Source organism: Nocardia sp. CA-135398 (genome assembly GCF_050955845.1).
Classification (GTDB): Bacteria; Actinomycetota; Actinomycetes; order Mycobacteriales; family Mycobacteriaceae; genus Nocardia.
Genome location: NZ_CP192084.1, coordinates 4,015,079 through 4,032,112, shown reverse-complemented (window position 1 = coordinate 4,032,112; position 17,034 = coordinate 4,015,079). Strand labels below are relative to the sequence as shown.

The following is a 17,034-nucleotide window of genomic DNA, read 5'->3' as shown; positions in this document are numbered from 1 at the left end:
GAATCCGATGACCGAAAGCACTCGCACCGAACGCGATTCTCTGGGCACCCGCGCGGTACCACGCGAGGCCTACTGGGGCATCCACACCGCCCGCGCGCTGGACAATTTCGCCATTACCGGCGATCGCATCGGCAATTACCCGGCTCTGATCACCGCGCTCGCCGCGGTCAAACAGGCTGCCTGCCGCGCCAACCTGGACCTGGGCCTACTCGATTCGCGCCGCGCTGAAGCCATCGATGCGGCCTGCGACGAGATCCGCGACGGCGCACTGCACGACCAGTTCCCCATCGATCCCATTCAGGGCGGGGCCGGTACCTCGACGAATATGAATGCCAACGAGGTCATCGCCAACCGCGCGCTGGAGCTGCTGGGCCACGACCGCGGCGGCTACACCGAACTGGACCCGCTCGATCACGTGAATCTGGGCCAGTCCACCAATGATGTCTATCCGACAGCGGTGAAACTCGCCATCGTGCACCATATCCACGACCTGATTGCCGCTCTGAGCCGACTGGCGACCGAATTCGACAGCAAGGCAATCGAATTCGCCGACATCATCAAGATGGGCCGCACCCAGCTCCAGGACGCCGTACCGATGACGCTCGGACAGGAGTTCGGCACCTTCGCGATCATGGTGCGCGAGGATTGCGCCCGCCTCGGCGAGGGCACCGCACTGCTACGAGAATGCAATCTGGGCGGCACCGCGATCGGCACCGGTATCAACGGCCATCCGGACTATCCGGCGCTGGCCTGCACCCATCTCGCCGATATCACTCGGATTCCGGTGATCTCGGCCGCGGACCTCATCGAAGCCACCCAGGACTGCGGCGCGTTCGTGCAGATCTCCGGCATCGTCAAGCGCGTCGCGGTCAAACTGTCCAAGATCTGCAACGACCTGCGGCTCATGTCCTCGGGACCGACGACCGGTCTGGGGGAAATCTCGCTTCCCCCAGTACAAGCCGGATCATCGATCATGCCGGGCAAGGTCAATCCGGTCATCCCGGAGGTCGTCAACCAGGTCGCCTTCGCGGCCATCGGCAACGATATGACCGTCACCATGGCCGCCGAGGCGGGCCAACTCCAGCTCAACGCCTTCGAGCCGATCATCGCCTACAGCCTGCTCCGCACCACCGCCCACCTCACCGCCGCCATCGACACCCTCGCGACCAGATGCGTCGCGGGCATCACCGCGCACCGCGACCACCTGGAACAGGGCGTGCGCCGGTCCATCGGCATCGTCACTGCCCTCACTCCGCACATCGGCTACGCCGCCAGCGCCCGAATCGCCAAGCAGGCCTTGCACACCGGTCGCCCCGTCGAAGAAGTCGCCATCGAACTCGGCCTGCTACCAGCCGAAACCGTGAAATCTTTACTGGCTCCGCACCGCCTTGCCGGACTGCCGACTTCGGCGACCGAACCTGCTGCGGCGCAGTAGTTATCGCGGTGGCGCTGCCCTGTTGCTTCCTGCCTCGGTCGCAGAACGGTGGCCTGGTGCGTCGAGATCCGCACGTCTTGGCTTCGGCTTCGGACACGCCGAACACGCCGATGTCGGCGTGGCAACATAGATCTGCGGGCCGATTGGGCTAGCATGGCAGCGCTGTGTGACGTGGCGGCGTTTGCACAGCGAACGGGGAAGGAACCTGCCCGGCGGCACTCTGTGTCGCCGGGCAGGTCGAAAACTCCTCCCGCCATGCTCGACACGGTCCGTGTTCCGATCCCAGCGGCCCAGCATGCACGGAATCGTCGCATTCCTCGCAAGTATCGCCGCACAGTAATCGAAACCCTCTCTGCCCGAGGGCACCTCACTCGACGACGCAGCCGACGAAGTTCGCTCGACGCTCGCCGACGAATTGCTGGGCACCGCAGACCTTTCCGTACGCGGTCTTGCCAGCGGGGTCCGATCATCGCGGTGCAGCTGACTTCAGCTGTGCCACCGGCGGCGGAACAGCGCGAATCCGGGCAAGCGCCGCAGGATGAGGTCGCACCGTAGTCCGGCGCGAGGTCACCACCGAAAGGTGCTGTGGGAGCCGGTATTCGGACAAATCGTCGCGTGCCGCTCCCGGCCGGAAGCACTCTCACGCACGTGCAAGAATCGTCTGCGATGATCACCTATCTCGAAGCGACAGTTATCGGTGCGGTGCAGGGGGTCACCGAACTGTTCCCGATCTCCAGCCTCGGTCACTCCGTGCTGATCGCCGCATGGGTGGGCGGTGATTGGCGGAAGTTATTGGTCCAGAACGAGTCCGGCGCGGGTAATCCCTATCTGGCGTTCGTGGTCGCGCTGCACGTGGCGACCGCTGTGGCGTTGCTCGGATATTACTGGCGCGACTGGTGCGCGATAATCGCCGGTTTCGTCACGTCACTGCGTACCAGGCGCCTCGATACCGTTCCGCAACGATTGGCGTGGCTGATCGTGATCGCCTCCACGCCGGTCGCCATCCTCGGGCCGCTGCTCGTCCATCCGCTGCACGCACTGTTCGAGGGGCCCATCGACGCGGCCATCTTCCTCACCCTCAATGGCATCGTGTTGGTAATCGGTGAGGGACTGCGCCGACGCAATGAGCCGACGCTGGCGGAATACGGGCGACGTGTCGCGCTCACCGCCGCATCGCCTCCGGCTCGCCAAACGGACCGGCGGCTGGCCGCCCTCGGAGCGCGCGATGCCGTGGGCATCGGATTCGCCCAAGCCGGTGCCCTGCTGACCGGGTTCAGCCGTGCGGGTCTGACCATGGTCGGCGGATTGTGGCGCGGTCTCGAGCACACGCACGCGGCCAAATTCGCCTTCCTGCTTGCCACTCCGGCGATCATGGGCGCCGGGATCGTGGAAATCCCCGAACTGTTCGGACCGGAAACCGACGGCATCCGAGGGCCGGTCCTGGTCGGCGCCATCGTGTCCGGGACGTCGTCCTGGCTGGCCGTGCGCTACTTGGAGCGGCACTTCCAAACTCGCACCCTGCTACCGTTCGCGACGTACTCATTGATCGTGGGGCTGCTCTCGATCATCCACTTCAGCTGAATTATCCGATCCGCCTTCGACAAACAGGTTTCGAACTCAGATGACAACACCGCCCTATGACGAATTCGGATTGTTCGCCGAGAATGCTGCCGAGGCCGGGCTGCCCTGGTCCGGGCCGCCACGGGTGCAACGGTTCTCGATCGACATCGGCGCCGGTCGCCGCATCAGTGGCCTGCGCTGGGGTGACGGCGAGCCGGAATTGGTGCTCCTGCACGGTGGCGCGCAGAACGCGCACACTTGGGACACCGTTGCGCTGGCGCTCGATCGCCCGCTCGTCGCGCTCGACCTGCCCGGCCACGGCCATTCCGACTGGTGGGCCGACCATCTGTACACACCACACCGGCTGGCCGATGCGGTAGCCGCCGCCGTCGAAACGGTGGCGCCGCAGGCGAAGGCGGTCGTGGGCATGTCCCTCGGTGGGTTGACCGCACTGCGACTGGCCGTGCGCCGCCCAGACCTGGTGCCCTGCCTGATCATGGTGGACGTTACCCCGGGCACCGGCGACAACCCGCACAAGACCGCGGCCATAGTCGCCTTCGTCAACGGCCCCGCCGACTTCGGCTCCTTCGAGGAGATCCTGGAGCGCACCGTCGCGCACAATCCGGGCCGGTCGGTCCAGTCGCTGCGACGCGGAGTCCTACACAACGCACGCCAACGAGATGACGGCCGCTGGATCTGGCGCTACGACCGAATCCGCCCCACCGCGGACGGCTCGCTGGACTTCGGCCCACTCTGGGACGACGTATCCGCCGTACAAACGCCCCTACTGCTGGTACGCGGCGCGCGCTCACCGGTCGTCGACGATGCCGACATCGCGGAACTGCACCGCCGCCGCCCCGGCGCGCAGGTCGCGGTCGTCGACGGCGCCGGACACTCGGTTCAGGGCGACCGCCCACTCGAACTCGCGGCACTCATCCGCGAGTTCGCCTTCCCCGCTGATTGATCGTGGCCCGAATCCTCAGTGCCGATCAATCCTGCGAAAATCGTGACCCGACGCGTTGCGCCCGAAGGTGGTTCGTAGCAGCGGCGATCGGGTGAACGCCGCGTTCAATCGGTTCAGGAAGGGACTGCGTGGCCGGGTGTCGGCGGTCTGCAGAGCCTCGCTGAGCAGGCTGATCGGTTCGGTGCAGGTGGTGTAGCGGGCGCTGGGATCCTTTGCGAGCGAACGGTGCACGATCGGGTCGACCTCGGGTGGGATCCAGTGTCGGCGCGCGGAGATATCGGGCAGCGGGTCGTGCAGGTGGGCCTGCGCGGTGGCCATGAGATTTCCGCGGGGGAACGGCGGACGGCCGGTGAGCAGTTCGATGGCCGTGGACATCAGCGCGTACTGGTCCGTCGCCGCGCATACCGTGCCTGCCTGCAGCAGTTCCGGCGCGGCATACGGCACCGACACGACGACGAAACCGTGGGCGGCCAAGGGTGGTTCGGGCCGGTGCAGCCACCGGGCCTGATCGAAATCCGAGAGTTTCACTGTCGCGGGATCGTCTACCCCCACCAATACATTCGCCGGTTTGACATCGAGATGCACTATGTCGTTGGCGTGCACGAAATCCAGACCCGCCGCGACCCGTCCCAGCACATGCAGCACCCGCCGCAGGTCCGGATGTCGATGCGGCATGGGGACCAGCGTCGAACCCGTTGCACCGGCGACGTACTCGTGCGCCGACCACAGCCTGCCGTCGGTTTCCCCGTGCGTGTACATCCGCACGATATTGGGATGCCGCAGCACGGACAGGATGTCGAACTCGTGCACGAATCGTGCTCGCGCCTCGGGTGACCGGCTGTCCTCGGGGCCCAGAATCTTCAGCGACACCGGCCGCGATCGTTCCAGATCCTCGGCCAGATACACATCACTGCTACCGCCATGACCAAGCCGAGCCTGCACAACGAATCCAGCAAACCGGTCATTCGGTTCCAGTACCACCGCCACACCGTAGTTCGCCGAGGCACGGCATCGCCGGCGCAACCTCTCGCTGCTGGGAAATCGGATGCGGTCAGTCCTTGGGTATGCGCTCGTGCAGGGTCAGCAGAATGTGGTCGAAGCTGGCGACGATCGCGGGGTCGGGCGCGGGGACGGTGCACAGCTCGGCGATCAGTTGTTCGGCCAGCACGCGCAGCTTGATATTGGTTTCCTGCGAACGCCAGATGAGCACCTTGAACGCCTGCTCGGCGCTGATACCGTACAGCCGCATCAGCACCCCCTTGGCTTGTTCGATCACCGCGCGCGACTCGATCAGCTCCGGCAAACGGACCTCGAGCGCTTCGCGTTCGGCTTCGGCGAGGGTGGCGCTGAGGTCGATATAGAAACCGGAGGTGCCGACCGGTTGGCCGTCATCGTCGAGAATGCGGTCGGCGACCACCATGACATTGTGTTCGACACCGGAGGTGTCGATGAATCGGTGGCGGCTCGAGAACGGCTCGCGACGGTCGATGGAACGGGCGATGCGTTCGGCGACGGGTTCGCGGTCGTCGGGATGTTTGTGCGCCAGCAGCAACTCGGTGGTCGGCTCGATTTCCCCTGGCCGGTAGCCGTGCATGCGGTAGACCTCCGGCGACCACTCCCAGCGGCGGCTGGCGAACCAGAACCGGAAACTACCGACCGCGGACCGCGCACCCGACTGTCCGGGCAACGGGGTATCGGCGATCGGAGATCTGGGCGAGGACGTCACCAACCAATTATGTCCCCGCAAAAACGCTGGTCAACTCACTCGTCGAGCAGTCGCCATGCCGTGAGTGCGAGCCGGGCCCGCAGCAGACCGGTGGGCTCGGCGAGTTCGATACCCGTCATCTTGGCGATCTGTTCGAGGCGGCGGGCGACACTGCTGTGGTGCAGGTGCAGCAACTCGGCCGCCCGCCGCAGCGAGCCGGTGGCACAGTAGGCGTCGAGCGTCTCCAGATCCTCGGGGGTGCTCGCCATTCGGGCGATCGCGGCGACATCGGCGTTCTCGCGCGCGGCATCCAGCGGTACCTGCGCGAGCAAGGCCAACGCCCCGAGATCGCCGTAGTGGACGATCGGGCTGCCCGCGGTGGCGAAACGCAAGGCGGTGCGAGCGTCCCGCCAGGACTTGTCCGGCCGATCGGCCGCTCCGATGCCCGCGCGTACGCCTGCTGGAAACCGGGCCGGGTCCACCGTGGTGGCCAGGATGACGCCCACGTCGGCCAGCGGTGCCGCCTTCACCGGTCGGGCCGGGCAGATCGAACCACCGATTTGATCGAGCGGAAGTTGCGAACGGACGGCCACGACGCGCACCGGCAGGTCCGCGGCAAAACCCAAGAGCCGCAACGCCCTAGCCCTGGCCGCCTCATCACTGTCGGCACTGATCACCAGCTCGACCAGGGCCGGATCAGCCATGGTCGTGCGTGCCGGGCCGTACCGCTCGACGACCGCCGCCGCGGCGATGGCGAGCCGCTCCAACAGCATTTCGTCGAGCGCGCGGGAGATGTCGGTGCGTTCCAGCCACACCGTGCCGATCTCCTCCTCGTCCAGTGTGATCGGTCCCGTGCTGGACGGCGCCGGCGGCGGACCGGACACTTCCCGTCCGTCGGGTGCGAAGCGGATCACCCGGCCCGTGCCGTGCAACCGAATCCCGGTCACACATTCGGCCAGCACCGCCGAGGCCCGGGCGAGCGCGGGCAGATCCACCCGTCGGCGCATCAGGGTGTCGTAGAACATCACGACGCGCAGCGCACCTTCGGCTTCCACATCCAACTGCGACAATCGGACCACCAACGCATCCATGTCTGGAGGCTACGCCTTGTCCGATACCCGCTCATACCACCGATCGAACCGGTTCCCCAGCACCGTGTAGGTATCCAACCACCCACTGCTCGCAGCGATTTCACATAGCGGGCCGGTCGCGACGAACAGAAACTTCAAATCGCGCAACCGACTCGTATCACCCCGCCGAATCAATTCGAGATGATCGGTGAGATCACGCACGAGCTCGGTTTCATCCGCATATCGAGCCTGCCAGCTCACATCCTGCGGCCCGGCCCGGACGACCGCCATCACCCGCTCCAGGATGTCGAGTATCTCCGCCTCCGACTTCATCCCGTCAGCTTGGCATGGCAGTCAGCGCCATCTTCGACGTCGGGGTGAAGTCGGCCATGGGTCGACTCCGCAAATCGTCATCGGCTGCCAAGACTCTCCGGTCGGCCGAAACCACTTGTACCGGTTATGCGGCGCTCGTCGCGGAGCGGGGCCGGAATGCCCGACGGTTGGCGGATGACCGCCGAGTGCCGGATCGCGAGGATAGTTGTCATGGATCCCGAACTCGAACCATTCATCTCACTGTTCCCGCCGTCCGACCTGTCCGATCCGCCCACCGCGCGCAAACAGCTCGCCGAGCTGGCCGCCGCGGTACCGGTTACCGATATCGCGAACTTGGACATCGAAAACCGCACGGTCCCAGCCGATCCCGATGTGCCGGTGCGGATCTATCGCCCCCATCAGGCGCAGGGGGCCATCGTGTGGCTGCACGGTGGCGGATTCGTGATGGGTGATCTCGACACCGAACATCCATGGGCCACGATGCTCGCCAACGGCTCCGGTGCGACCGTGATCTCCGTGGGCTACCGGCTGGCGCCCGAAAACCCGTTCCCCGCCGCACACGATGACATCTACGCGGTGCTGAACTGGACCGCCGAGCACGCGACCGAACTCGGTATCGATCCCACGCGTATCGCGATCGGCGGCCACAGCGCGGGTGCCGGTCTCGCGGCCGCGGTGGCATTGCGGGCGCGCGACGAGCAGGGGCCGCCGATCCGCTTCCAACTGCTCCACCAGGCCGGACTCGACGATCGGCAGCAGACGTGGTCGCAGCGCAATTTCACCGATACGCCGTTCGTGACTCGCGACAAAGTCGCGCAGATGTGGGCGTACTACCTGGGTTCCGCGCCCGCCACGCCGTACGCCGCCGCTGCGCGGGCCACCGATCTGTCGGGTCTGCCACCCGCTTACATCGCCGCCGCGGAGTTCTGCCCGAACCGCGACGAAGATATCGACTACGCACTGCGCCTGATGGCGGCCGGGGTGTCGGTCGAGCTGCACCAGTGGCGAGGCACGTTCCATGGCTCGCAGGCGATCCTGTCCGCGGAGGTGTCACAGCGGCAGAACGCCGAACTGGCGGGGGCGCTGCGCCGCGCGATGGCCGAGTAATCGACCGCGGGCGAGTTCCTCGAATCGTGCGGCAGGCCAAGGCAAACCACAGCACAAACAACACCTACGCGGAGGTACGGCGTGCTCGCATACGCCGCAACCCGATCGTCGCCGCGGCGACCCGTGGATCGAACATGTGCAGTGGCGATTTGGTCATGTTCAGCACATCGAGGAATTTCGCCGCAGTCGCCGGATCGTCCGCAGCTGCCCGGAACATCCTGTTCAAGCCCGAATGCGCAAGTGATTTCACCCCTGGTGAACCGAGTGCGACCGGAGGCATCGTCATATCGCTGACCTTTGTCAACCACCATGGGGTGCGCAGCATGCGGCCGATGCGGCGATAGTAGCGGCGTGGCAGATCGTCGGTCCCCTGCTGGAGTACCTCATCGAGTAGATCCGCCGCGATGGCCGCGACCGTCATACCGCTGCCATAGATGGGATTGAAACTGCACACCGCATCGCCGATCGAGAGTATTCCGCCGGGGACACGATGCAGCAATTCATACCGACGCCATACCGCCGTGCGGAACCGGTAGGTCGCTATATCGTCGACGGGAGTCGCGCTGCGAAGCACGGTAGCCACATCGTCGGGTGCGAATTCCGCGGCGTAATCCAGCAATTCGTCCGGACTCGACGGTGGATGGTTCTCCTTCCCGACACCGAATGCGGAGAGCACCCACACGTCTCCCTCCTGCGCCGCGAACCCGAACCCGCGCGGTCGGCTCGGCATCGGTCCGACCAGGACGATCCGATCGCCGGAGACGGCGTCCAGCGGCAGTCGGAAATGGCAAGTGGCATAGCCGATATCGACGGGCACCTGATCTTCGCGCGGCCTCGGGTACCCCAGCGTTTCGAGCCAGGCTCCGGCCCGCGAACCCCGGCCCATCGCGTCGACCACCAGATCGGCGTGCACCGGCTCCGGTTCGCCCGAGGTCTCCCTGCGCATCACCCGAACTCCGCCGACGCCGGTATCGGAGCCGATCAGGTCGGCTACGACCGCGTCGTCCCATATCGTCACATTCGGCAGCGCCGATACCCGGTCACGTACATGCGATTCCAGAAACGGTCGGCTGGCGGCAACGGACGTCCTGCCCAATTCAGCGCGATGCAGGACGTTTCCGAAGAAGATCGCCCGGAAATCGTCGAATGCGCTGACGGCCTTCGCGCCATCGGTGATCAGCTCGTCGATCAGGCCGGGAAACCGGGACTCGGCGATATCGGTGGCGCGCATCAGCAGGCCGTGGGAATGTCGCGATTGCGGAGTGCCTCGGCGTACGGGTTCCGCGGCCGACAACCGATCTCGCTCGATGAGGGTCACCGCCGCATAGTGGTCGGCCAGAATACGCGCCGCGAACAGACCCGCGATCCCACCACCGAGCACCACCGCATGGTCTCCGGCGCGGTGGTTACCCCGCTGGCTCAATGGGTCCTCCTCGTCGGCGTGACGGCGCCTCGCCGTGGTCGATCGCGGGCAGAGCACGGCGACCCTACCCCGATGCGGCGTGGTCGCGCACGTCGTAGACGCGGCCTCAACGCCCGGATCGGTGGATGACCTCGCGGGCCAAGGCCCGATATTGCTCTGCTCCGGCGGATCGAGGCGCCCAGGTGGTGATGGGCTCACCGGCAACGCTGGCATCGGGGAAGCGGACCGTTCGCGAGATCACCGTGTCGTAGACCCGATCACCGAAGACCTCGGCAACCCGAGCCAGCACCTGACGCGAGTGCAGCAGGCGCTGATCGAACATCGTGACCACGATGCCGAACAGACTCAGCCCCGGGTTCAGCCGGTCCCGGACCTTGTCCATGGTGTCGGTGAGCAGCGCCACCCCGCGCAGCGAGAAGAACTCGCACTCCATCGGGACGATCACACCGTCCGCGCAGGCCAGTGCGTTCACGGTGAGCAGACTCAAGGACGGCTGACAATCGATGAGTATGTAGTCGTAGCGGTCCCGGATCGGATCCAGTACCCGCCGCAGCGAATGTTCCCGGCCGACCTCGTTGACCAACCGAATCTCCGCCGCGGACAGATCGATATTGCTGGGCAGGAGATCGACATTGTCGACGCGAGTCTCGATCAGCACCTCGTCGAACAGCTTTCCCGATCCGCCGAGCAGGTCGTATACCGTCGATGGCAGGTCATTCAGCACGGCGCCCAACCCCGCGGACAACGCGCCCTGCGGATCGAGGTCGACCAGCAGCACTCGCTGACCGCATTCGGCCAGCGCAGCGCCCAGATTGATGGTCGAGGTGGTTTTGCCGACGCCGCCTTTCTGATTGCACAGGGCAATGACCTGCGCTTGCGCACGGGGCGCCGCGAGTTCGGATGCATTGACCGCACTCATGATTCGCAAACGCTTCGGCTCGTCTCCACCGCCGAGCCGGGCAGGCCAATGTGCCGCAGGTAGTTTGCCAACATGTCGCCAGGCTAGCCCTTCATCCGCGGCGACGAACCACAAACCCCCTATTGGTCCCGGCTCACCGATGATCGAGGCGCAGATCGCTGACAATTCACTGAACCGACCGCTTGGTCGAAACCGTATCGCCTGGAAGGAATCCTGGGCGGTGCGCACGTCGGGGTTCGATTCGGGCCAGCTTCGCTCGTGGTGCGGCCGCTCGTTATGATCACGATCCTCTGCTCACGATCCTTCGCCCGCTGTCCACCCACGAAAAGGAATGCCCATGGCACGCAAGGTCGTTGTGACGCTCGTCGATGACTTCGACGGCAAATCCCCTGCCGAGGAAACAGTGGCCTTCGCCCTCGACGGCGTCGAATACGAGATCGACCTATCCACCGACAACGCCGGTCAACTGCGCGGTATCTTCGAGCCCTGGACCTCGAGCGCTCGCAGAATAGGCCGCGCGCCCCGAGCCAAGAGCCAGACCTCGCGCTCGGCCAACGACCGCGCCCGCACCGTCGCCATCCGCGACTGGGCCCGCGCCAAAGGCATCGCGGTATCAGCCCGCGGACGGATTTCAGCAGAAGTAGCCCAGGCGTACGAGAAGGCCAACGCCTAACCGCGTCCGAGGCGCCGGAACGCGGGCCCCGCACTGCCCGCAGTGCCGTTCGCGAGAACAGCAGTGCGGGGCCGATTTCGTCGCCGACCATCGGCGGGCTGTTCGATCCCGGCGCTGACCACCACTTCCTCAGTCGGCGAGATGCAATGTCCCGGTTGCTGTTCGGCGTCCGAAATCGTCCCGCGCGACGGTCACGAGCGCACCGTCGCGCGGGGTCGCCGAGACGACCAGCCCTTGGTGGTCGAACAGCGGCGACCGCAGCCGGTAGTCGAAGACCTGGTCACCGCTGTAGCCGCGGGCCCGGGCGGCCTCGGCCATGGCCAGTGCCTGCAACGGACCGTGCACGAGCAGACCGGGATAGCCCTCGACATCCCGGGCGTAGTCGCGGTCATAGTGGATGCGGTGGCCGTTGTAGGTCAATGCGGAGTAGCGGAACAACAGGGTCGGGGATGTGTCGATAGCCCATTCGTCCTCGGCCGGAGGCACTTTCGCGTCCTGGCCTGGTTCGCTGGACTGTCCCCTCGGTCCGACGGCGTCGCGATAGGCGATATCCTGCCGCTCGTCCACGACGATCCGGTCGCCCTGCAGAATCTGATGGCCGACCACGACGAAGGTCAGCGCGCCGCTGTGTCCCTGCTTCTCTTGTGTGGTCAGCACTTTCGTTCGTTTCGTCGCCGGTTCACCGCATACCAGCGCCCCGCGGGCGCGCACCCGCCCACCGGCCCACATCCGGCGTCGACCGGGCCCCGGCGGCTCAGGAACGGTATTGCGAATCGGATGACCATCGGGCCCCAGATCCGCCTGTGCCGGTCGTTCGAGCAGATAGATCCAGTGCCAGAGCAGCGGAAGTCCCTTGTCGAGATCCGGCAGCGAGACTCCGAGCAGCCCGCTCAGCGCCTCGGCCGGACCGGGCAGCAGCAGTTCGGTGCGTTCGACGACATCGGTCATGCCAGCCGGTCCTCCGAAATATGTTCTGCCGGTGTGAATTCCGCGCGCAGCGCGGCGGTGTGCTGCCCCATCCGAGGCACGGCACCCATCGCCGGTTCCCAACCACCCACCACCGGCGGCAGCATGGCCTGCATCACCCCACCGGGTGTGTCCACCGGCCGCCACCGATCGCGGGCCACGAGTTGCGGATGCTCGGTGAACTCGGCCGGCGTGCGCAACCGCGCATTCGCGATAGCGGCCTGTTCCAGCAGCTCGATGACCTCATCGGTACCGAATGCGGCAAACGCCCGCTCCAGCAGCACGGTCAACTCGCCGTCGTGTTCCACCCGATCGGTATTGGTTGCGAACCGCGGATCCTCGATCAGGTCGGGACGCCCGAGCACCGTCTCACACAGCGCAACCCACTCACGCTCGTTCTGGATACCGAGGAATGCGGTGCCGTCGGCGGTGCGGTAGGGGCCGTACGGCGAGATCGATGGATGTTTGGCCGCGGTGCGCCGCGGCGGTTCGTCGCCGTAGCGGGAGAAGTAGACGGGCTGGCTCATCCACTCCCCGAGCGCATCGATCATCGCGACATGCAGGCTCGCGCCGACACCGGTGCGCGCCCGGTCGTAAAGCGCGGTGAGGATACCGCTGTAGGCATACATGCCGGTGGCGATATCGGCGATCGAGAAGCCCGCCTTGGCTGGCACTTCCGGTGTGCCCGTCGACATCACGAGTCCGGTCTCGCACTGCAACAACAGGTCGTAGGCCTTCTTCGACCGGTACGGACCCTCGGGTCCATACCCGGAGATCGAGCAGTGGATCAGCTCGGGCCGGATCGCGCGCAACGTCTCGGCATCGAATCCGAGCCGTTCGGCGGCACCGGGGACCAGGTTCTGCACGAATACATCGGCCCGGGCTACCATCGCATCGAGCAACCGACGGTCGGCGGGATCCTTGACATCGAGTTCGACACTCTCCTTGCCCCGATTGAGCCACACGAAATAGCTCGACTCCCCGTGCACAGTTCGGTCGTAGCCCCGCGCGAAATCGCCGCCACCAGGGCGTTCGACCTTGATCACGCGAGCACCGAGGTCGGCGAGCTGACGGGTCGCGAACGGCGCGGCAACGGCCTGTTCGACCGCGACGACGGTGACATCTTCGAGCGGGCGGCGCATGCGGTGCCTTCCGGGAAAGTCGGTGCCGGACAACTCAATTGATCCGATTACGGCTGATCAGCTGGCGGGCGATCACACCGCGCTGAATCTCGTTGGTACCCTCACCGACGATCATCAGCGGTGCGTCGCGAAAGTAGCGTTCCACATCGAATTCGGTCGAATACCCGTAGCCGCCGTGCACGCGTACGGCATTGAGCGCGATCTCCATGGCGGTCTCGGAGGCGAACAGTTTCGCCATCCCGGCCTCCATATCGGCGCGCGCACCAGAGTCGTAGCGGCGCGCGGCATAGTGCACCAATTGGCGGGCTGCGGTCAGTTTCGTCGCCATATCGGCGAGATAGTTGCCGACGGACTGGTGCTGCCAGATGGGTTTGCCGAAGCTTTCCCGTTGCTGGGCATAGCGAATCGAATCCTCCAGCGCGGCCTGGCCGACACCGAGTGCGCGGGCGGCCACCTGGATCCGCCCGATCTCCAGACCGCGCATCATCTGCGCGAAACCCGCACCCTCGACCGCGCCGAGCAGCGCCGATGCGGGCACCCGCATATCGTCGAAGCTCAGCTCACAGCTCTCGACGCCCTTGTAGCCGAGTTTGGGCAGATCGCGCGACACCGTGAAGCCGGGCCCCTTTTCCACCAGCAGAATGCTGATCCCCCGATGCGCGGGTTCCGCGGTCGGATCGGTCTTGCACAGCAGGGCGACGAGATCCGACCGGCGGGCATTGCTGATCCAGGTCTTGGACCCGTTGACTATGTAGTCCTCGCCGACTCGGCGGGCCGTCGTGCGCATCGATTGCAGATCAGAGCCGCCGCCGGGTTCGGTCAGCGCCATGGTGGCGCGCAGCTCGCCGGTGGCCATCCGGGGCAGGTAGTTGTCCTGCTGCTGCTGAGTTCCATAGTCCAGCAATAGTTTCGCGACCACGGAATGTCCGCCCATCGCTCCCGCGAGGCTCATCCAGCCGCGCGAGAGTTCTTCGGTGACGGCGGCGTAGCACGGTGTGGACACCTTGGCCTCGCCCCACGGCTCCGGAATGGCCAGGCCGTAGATCCCGAGCTGTTTCATCTGGTCGATCAGCTTCTCCGGGTAGGTGTTCGCGTGGTCGAGCTCCCGTGCGACTGGTTTGACCTCCCGGTCCACGAAGTCACGCACCACCGCTACGATCGCGGTTTCGTCCTCGTTGAGCTCGTCCACGACGACTTCCTCTCGACCCTCTCGGCGATACACCCACGCACTACCATCATGAGAGTTAATACGGGCCTGCGTAAAATGCCGAGTTCTGATACCACTATGCCGGTTCGCGATGCGCAGGAGGAGCGAATGGACTTCAAGCAGTTGAAGGCCATGGTCACGGTGGCCGAGGTCGGCAGCGTCACCAAGGCCGCGGAGTTGCTGCATCTGGTCCAACCCGCCGTCACCCGGCAGATCCGGATGCTCGAACAGGAACTCGGTGTCGCACTGTTCGAGCGCACCCGGCAAGGCATGCGCCCGACCGAGGCCGGAACCGTCATGGTCGAGCGGGCGCGACGGGCCCTGCACGAACTGGATCGCGCCCGCGCCGAAATCCGCCCGGCGCCCGGTGTCGTCACCGGGGTGGTCACGGTAGGCCTGTTGGAGAGCGCTGCCGATCTGTTGGCCGAACCACTTGTTTCGGCACTCGCGCGCGATCATCCCGGCATCGAATTGCGTGTGCTCACCGGTTATTCCGGACATCTGCAGCGCTGGCTCGACGACGGCGATCTGGATCTGAGTCTGCTGTACAACCTTACCAGCACACCGTCGCTGAATGTCGAAGCGCTTGCGCAGGAACGACTCTGGGTGGTCGCGCCGCCGAGCGACGATTTGCATGCCGAGCGTCCCGTCGCCTTGGCCGAGGTCGCGAGCCATCCGATGGTGATGCCCGCGCCGGGGCATGCGCTGCGCGCCCTCATCGACGGCGCCGCCGCCCAGACCGAGGTGAGTTTCGACGTGGCCGTGCAGACCAATTCGCTGGGTCTACAGAAACTCCTGGTGCTCGGCGGACTCGGCTGGACGATCCTGCCCGGCGTCGGCATTGCCGCCGATGTAGCCAACGGAAGGCTCAGTGCCGCACCCCTGTGCGAACCGGAGGTCTGGCGACTGATCGTCCTTGGTATGCCGCGTACCGGTCGCGTTCCGGCTGCCGCCGAAGTCGTTGCGGCCGAACTCATCCGCCAGGTGCGCACCGCCATAGCGGAAGGGCATTGGCCCTCGGCCCGATTCATCGATCACGGCGAAACCACCGCGGACTGATTGCGCAGCCGAACCGATTCCTGTCGGCGTGCATCACGTCCAGAACCAGCGACATATGCCGCCGAGCAATATGGGCATCAGTTCTTTTTACCGTTGGGAATCCATTTGTAATCCGCTGATCCGCGGAGGCGCGATATGGCGGGCCCAACGCTACCCATACGGTGCGTTCCGCCGGACCGAGCGCCCAGCGGGATCCAGTCGTGAACCACCGCATATTCCTTGCGAATCGCCTGGCAGGTAGAGAATGGAAGCCCACCGCCCGCCCTCTATCCAGCCTCTAGCTGCACTGATGTCAGAGTGGAATGATGCGGCTTGCTCGACCAGCGGGAGGACTCCACGATATCGACCAACTGCTTACCGAGATTGCCGCCCTCGAAGACAGCGCGTAGTGCACTCGGTGCGGATTCCAAGCCGCTGCTTACGGTTTCGGCGATGGTGAGTTCGCCCCGGTCGTGCCAGTCGCGCAATGCCGCGAACGCCTCCGGAAAACGGCCGAGATAGTCGAGAAAGATGAACCCTTCCATGCGTGCCCGGCGCATGGCCAGCTGCATGTAGTTCCGCGGCCCGCACTGTGCATCCGCACCTTGATACCCGGAAGAGATTGCACCGGCCAGCACAACACGAGCGCCGGGCGCCAGGTGCGCCAGACCATGCTCCAGAACGCGGCCGCCGACACCATCGAAGAAGACGTCGACACCGTTCGGGGCCATTCGGGTCAAACAGGCGTCGATGTCATCATGTTTGTAATCGATGGCGGCATGCAGGCCCGCACGATCAGTGATCCAGGTGCACTTGTCCGGACCGCCTGCGGTGCCGATGACAGTGCAGCCCAAGGTTTTCGCTATCTGTCCCGCAATCGAGCCGGTCACACCGGCCGCGGCCGACACCAGCACCGTCTGGCCGGGCTCGGGCCGGCCGATATCGGTCATGCCGAAGTACGCGGTCAAGCCGGGCGCTCCGAACAGGCTCAGCATCATCGTCGGGGGTACACCGTCGGGCACCACGTTCAACCCGAACAATCCACCTTCGGACGCAACGGCATAATCCTGCCAGCCGACCATACCGGCGACCCAGCTGCCCACCGGATAGCTCGCGGTGTTCGAGCGCACCACCTGCCCCACCCCGCTACCCCGCATGACCGTGCCGACCGGGACCGCATCGATGTAGTTGTCCGCATCGTTGAGCCAACCACGCTGCGTGGGATCGATACCCAGCCGATGCACCCTGACCAGGGCTTCCCCCGGCCCCACAACCGGAACCGGAACGCTCCTGAGCTCGAAATCCCCATCCCGCAACGCCCCCTCGGGCCGCCTCCGCACAATCCACTGCCGGTTCACCGCATCCGCCACCAGGCGATGCTAAATCACACACACCGCAGTCTTCGAACCGTTTTCCACCGTGACCAATACGCACGGAATTCGGCATTTGCGCGTGTTGAGTTGCTTTGTGCCCGAGGCCATGTAGGCGGCGA

16 protein-coding genes are annotated in these 17,034 nt (G+C 65.5%); 6 read left to right on the top strand and 10 right to left on the bottom strand.

The genetic code is table 11. The features are described from left to right. Positions 1 to 7 precede the first annotated feature (7 nt). From ACQP1T_RS17655 to ACQP1T_RS17645, 3 genes are all read left to right on the top strand, one after another. Positions 8 to 1,435, top strand: a complete 1,428-nt coding sequence (locus tag ACQP1T_RS17655) for an aspartate ammonia-lyase (protein ID WP_433761593.1) — start codon at positions 8 to 10, stop codon at positions 1,433 to 1,435. Positions 1,436 to 2,101: 666 nt separating this feature from the next. Then, entirely contained in the window at positions 2,102 to 3,016 is a 915-nt protein-coding gene (locus ACQP1T_RS17650; protein ID WP_433762238.1) for an undecaprenyl-diphosphate phosphatase, read from the top strand. Positions 3,017 to 3,056: 40 nt separating this feature from the next. After that, positions 3,057 to 3,959, top strand: coding sequence for an alpha/beta fold hydrolase (locus ACQP1T_RS17645; protein WP_433761592.1), 903 nt, complete (start codon positions 3,057 to 3,059; stop codon positions 3,957 to 3,959). 15 nt (positions 3,960 to 3,974) lie between these two features. Here the strand turns inward: ACQP1T_RS17645 and ACQP1T_RS17640 are convergent, their stop codons facing one another. The 4 genes from ACQP1T_RS17640 to ACQP1T_RS17625 all read right to left on the bottom strand — a co-directional run bounded on the left by ACQP1T_RS17640 (position 3,975) and on the right by ACQP1T_RS17625 (position 7,067). Continuing rightward, the gene (locus ACQP1T_RS17640; RefSeq protein WP_433761590.1) at positions 3,975 to 4,940 is read right to left on the bottom strand and encodes a serine/threonine-protein kinase; all 966 of its coding nucleotides are present in this window, start codon (positions 4,938 to 4,940) and stop codon (positions 3,975 to 3,977) included. Positions 4,941 to 5,010: 70 nt separating this feature from the next. Beyond that, positions 5,011 to 5,688: a PAS and ANTAR domain-containing protein gene (locus tag ACQP1T_RS17635; protein ID WP_433761589.1), complete on the bottom strand. Its 678-nt coding sequence runs from the start codon at positions 5,686 to 5,688 to the stop codon at positions 5,011 to 5,013. A gap of 32 nt (positions 5,689 to 5,720) precedes the next feature. Next, positions 5,721 to 6,755 carry a PucR family transcriptional regulator gene (locus ACQP1T_RS17630; RefSeq protein WP_433761587.1) on the bottom strand — a complete coding sequence of 345 codons (1,035 nt, stop codon included), beginning with the start codon at positions 6,753 to 6,755 and terminating at the stop codon, positions 5,721 to 5,723. A gap of 9 nt (positions 6,756 to 6,764) precedes the next feature. After that, positions 6,765 to 7,067, bottom strand: coding sequence for a hypothetical protein (locus tag ACQP1T_RS17625; RefSeq protein WP_433761586.1), 303 nt, complete (start codon positions 7,065 to 7,067; stop codon positions 6,765 to 6,767). 210 nt (positions 7,068 to 7,277) lie between these two features. Here ACQP1T_RS17625 and ACQP1T_RS17620 point away from each other — a divergent pair, with 210 nt between their 5' ends. Beyond that, on the top strand, positions 7,278 to 8,174 hold the full coding sequence (locus ACQP1T_RS17620; protein ID WP_433761584.1) for an alpha/beta hydrolase: 897 nt from the start codon (positions 7,278 to 7,280) through the stop codon (positions 8,172 to 8,174). A gap of 64 nt (positions 8,175 to 8,238) precedes the next feature. Here ACQP1T_RS17620 and ACQP1T_RS17615 read toward each other — a convergent pair whose 3' ends face one another. Both ACQP1T_RS17615 and ACQP1T_RS17610 read right to left on the bottom strand, forming a co-directional pair. Then, the gene (locus ACQP1T_RS17615) at positions 8,239 to 9,597 is read right to left on the bottom strand and encodes an NAD(P)/FAD-dependent oxidoreductase (protein ID WP_433761583.1); all 1,359 of its coding nucleotides are present in this window, start codon (positions 9,595 to 9,597) and stop codon (positions 8,239 to 8,241) included. 106 nt (positions 9,598 to 9,703) lie between these two features. Further along, positions 9,704 to 10,516, bottom strand: a complete 813-nt coding sequence (locus ACQP1T_RS17610) for a ParA family protein (protein ID WP_433761581.1) — start codon at positions 10,514 to 10,516, stop codon at positions 9,704 to 9,706. Between the two features lie 337 nt (positions 10,517 to 10,853). Between ACQP1T_RS17610 and ACQP1T_RS17605 the strand changes: the two genes are divergently transcribed. Continuing rightward, a complete protein-coding gene (locus ACQP1T_RS17605) occupies positions 10,854 to 11,189 on the top strand; it encodes a histone-like nucleoid-structuring protein Lsr2 (RefSeq protein ID WP_433761579.1) in 336 nt (111 codons plus the stop codon). Positions 11,190 to 11,318: 129 nt separating this feature from the next. Here the strand turns inward: ACQP1T_RS17605 and ACQP1T_RS17600 are convergent, their stop codons facing one another. The 3 genes from ACQP1T_RS17600 to ACQP1T_RS17590 are packed head-to-tail and all read right to left on the bottom strand — an operon-like array spanning position 11,319 to position 14,486. Beyond that, on the bottom strand, positions 11,319 to 12,137 hold the full coding sequence (locus ACQP1T_RS17600; RefSeq protein ID WP_433761578.1) for an FAS1-like dehydratase domain-containing protein: 819 nt from the start codon (positions 12,135 to 12,137) through the stop codon (positions 11,319 to 11,321). Continuing rightward, the gene (locus ACQP1T_RS17595) at positions 12,134 to 13,297 is read right to left on the bottom strand and encodes a CaiB/BaiF CoA transferase family protein (RefSeq protein WP_433761577.1); all 1,164 of its coding nucleotides are present in this window, start codon (positions 13,295 to 13,297) and stop codon (positions 12,134 to 12,136) included. Before ACQP1T_RS17595 ends, ACQP1T_RS17600 begins: the two co-directional genes overlap by 4 nt. A gap of 34 nt (positions 13,298 to 13,331) precedes the next feature. Beyond that, positions 13,332 to 14,486: an acyl-CoA dehydrogenase family protein gene (locus ACQP1T_RS17590; protein ID WP_433761576.1), complete on the bottom strand. Its 1,155-nt coding sequence runs from the start codon at positions 14,484 to 14,486 to the stop codon at positions 13,332 to 13,334. Between the two features lie 126 nt (positions 14,487 to 14,612). On the opposite strand from ACQP1T_RS17590, the gene ACQP1T_RS17585 reads away from it, so the two are divergent. Further along, on the top strand, positions 14,613 to 15,563 hold the full coding sequence (locus tag ACQP1T_RS17585) for a LysR family transcriptional regulator (protein ID WP_433761574.1): 951 nt from the start codon (positions 14,613 to 14,615) through the stop codon (positions 15,561 to 15,563). Between the two features lie 266 nt (positions 15,564 to 15,829). Here ACQP1T_RS17585 and ACQP1T_RS17580 read toward each other — a convergent pair whose 3' ends face one another. Then, the gene (locus ACQP1T_RS17580) at positions 15,830 to 16,912 is read right to left on the bottom strand and encodes an NADP-dependent oxidoreductase (protein ID WP_433761573.1); all 1,083 of its coding nucleotides are present in this window, start codon (positions 16,910 to 16,912) and stop codon (positions 15,830 to 15,832) included. Positions 16,913 to 17,034: the final 122 nt, after the last annotated feature.

What these genes read in the sequence shown, in the direction of transcription:
- ACQP1T_RS17595 (WP_433761577.1), bottom strand. Translation starts at nt 13,297, where the DNA reads ATGCGCCGCCCGCTCGAAGATGTCACCGTCGTCGCGGTCGAACAGGCC.
- ACQP1T_RS17610 (WP_433761581.1), bottom strand. Translation starts at nt 10,516, where the DNA reads ATGAGTGCGGTCAATGCATCCGAACTCGCGGCGCCCCGTGCGCAAGCG.
- ACQP1T_RS17650 (WP_433762238.1), top strand. Translation starts at nt 2,102, where the DNA reads ATGATCACCTATCTCGAAGCGACAGTTATCGGTGCGGTGCAGGGGGTC.
- ACQP1T_RS17605 (WP_433761579.1), top strand. Translation starts at nt 10,854, where the DNA reads ATGGCACGCAAGGTCGTTGTGACGCTCGTCGATGACTTCGACGGCAAA.
- ACQP1T_RS17585 (WP_433761574.1), top strand. Translation starts at nt 14,613, where the DNA reads ATGGACTTCAAGCAGTTGAAGGCCATGGTCACGGTGGCCGAGGTCGGC.
- ACQP1T_RS17620 (WP_433761584.1), top strand. Translation starts at nt 7,278, where the DNA reads ATGGATCCCGAACTCGAACCATTCATCTCACTGTTCCCGCCGTCCGAC.
- ACQP1T_RS17600 (WP_433761578.1), bottom strand. Translation starts at nt 12,137, where the DNA reads ATGACCGATGTCGTCGAACGCACCGAACTGCTGCTGCCCGGTCCGGCC.
- ACQP1T_RS17655 (WP_433761593.1), top strand. Translation starts at nt 8, where the DNA reads ATGACCGAAAGCACTCGCACCGAACGCGATTCTCTGGGCACCCGCGCG.
- ACQP1T_RS17645 (WP_433761592.1), top strand. Translation starts at nt 3,057, where the DNA reads ATGACAACACCGCCCTATGACGAATTCGGATTGTTCGCCGAGAATGCT.
- ACQP1T_RS17625 (WP_433761586.1), bottom strand. Translation starts at nt 7,067, where the DNA reads ATGAAGTCGGAGGCGGAGATACTCGACATCCTGGAGCGGGTGATGGCG.
- ACQP1T_RS17630 (WP_433761587.1), bottom strand. Translation starts at nt 6,755, where the DNA reads ATGGATGCGTTGGTGGTCCGATTGTCGCAGTTGGATGTGGAAGCCGAA.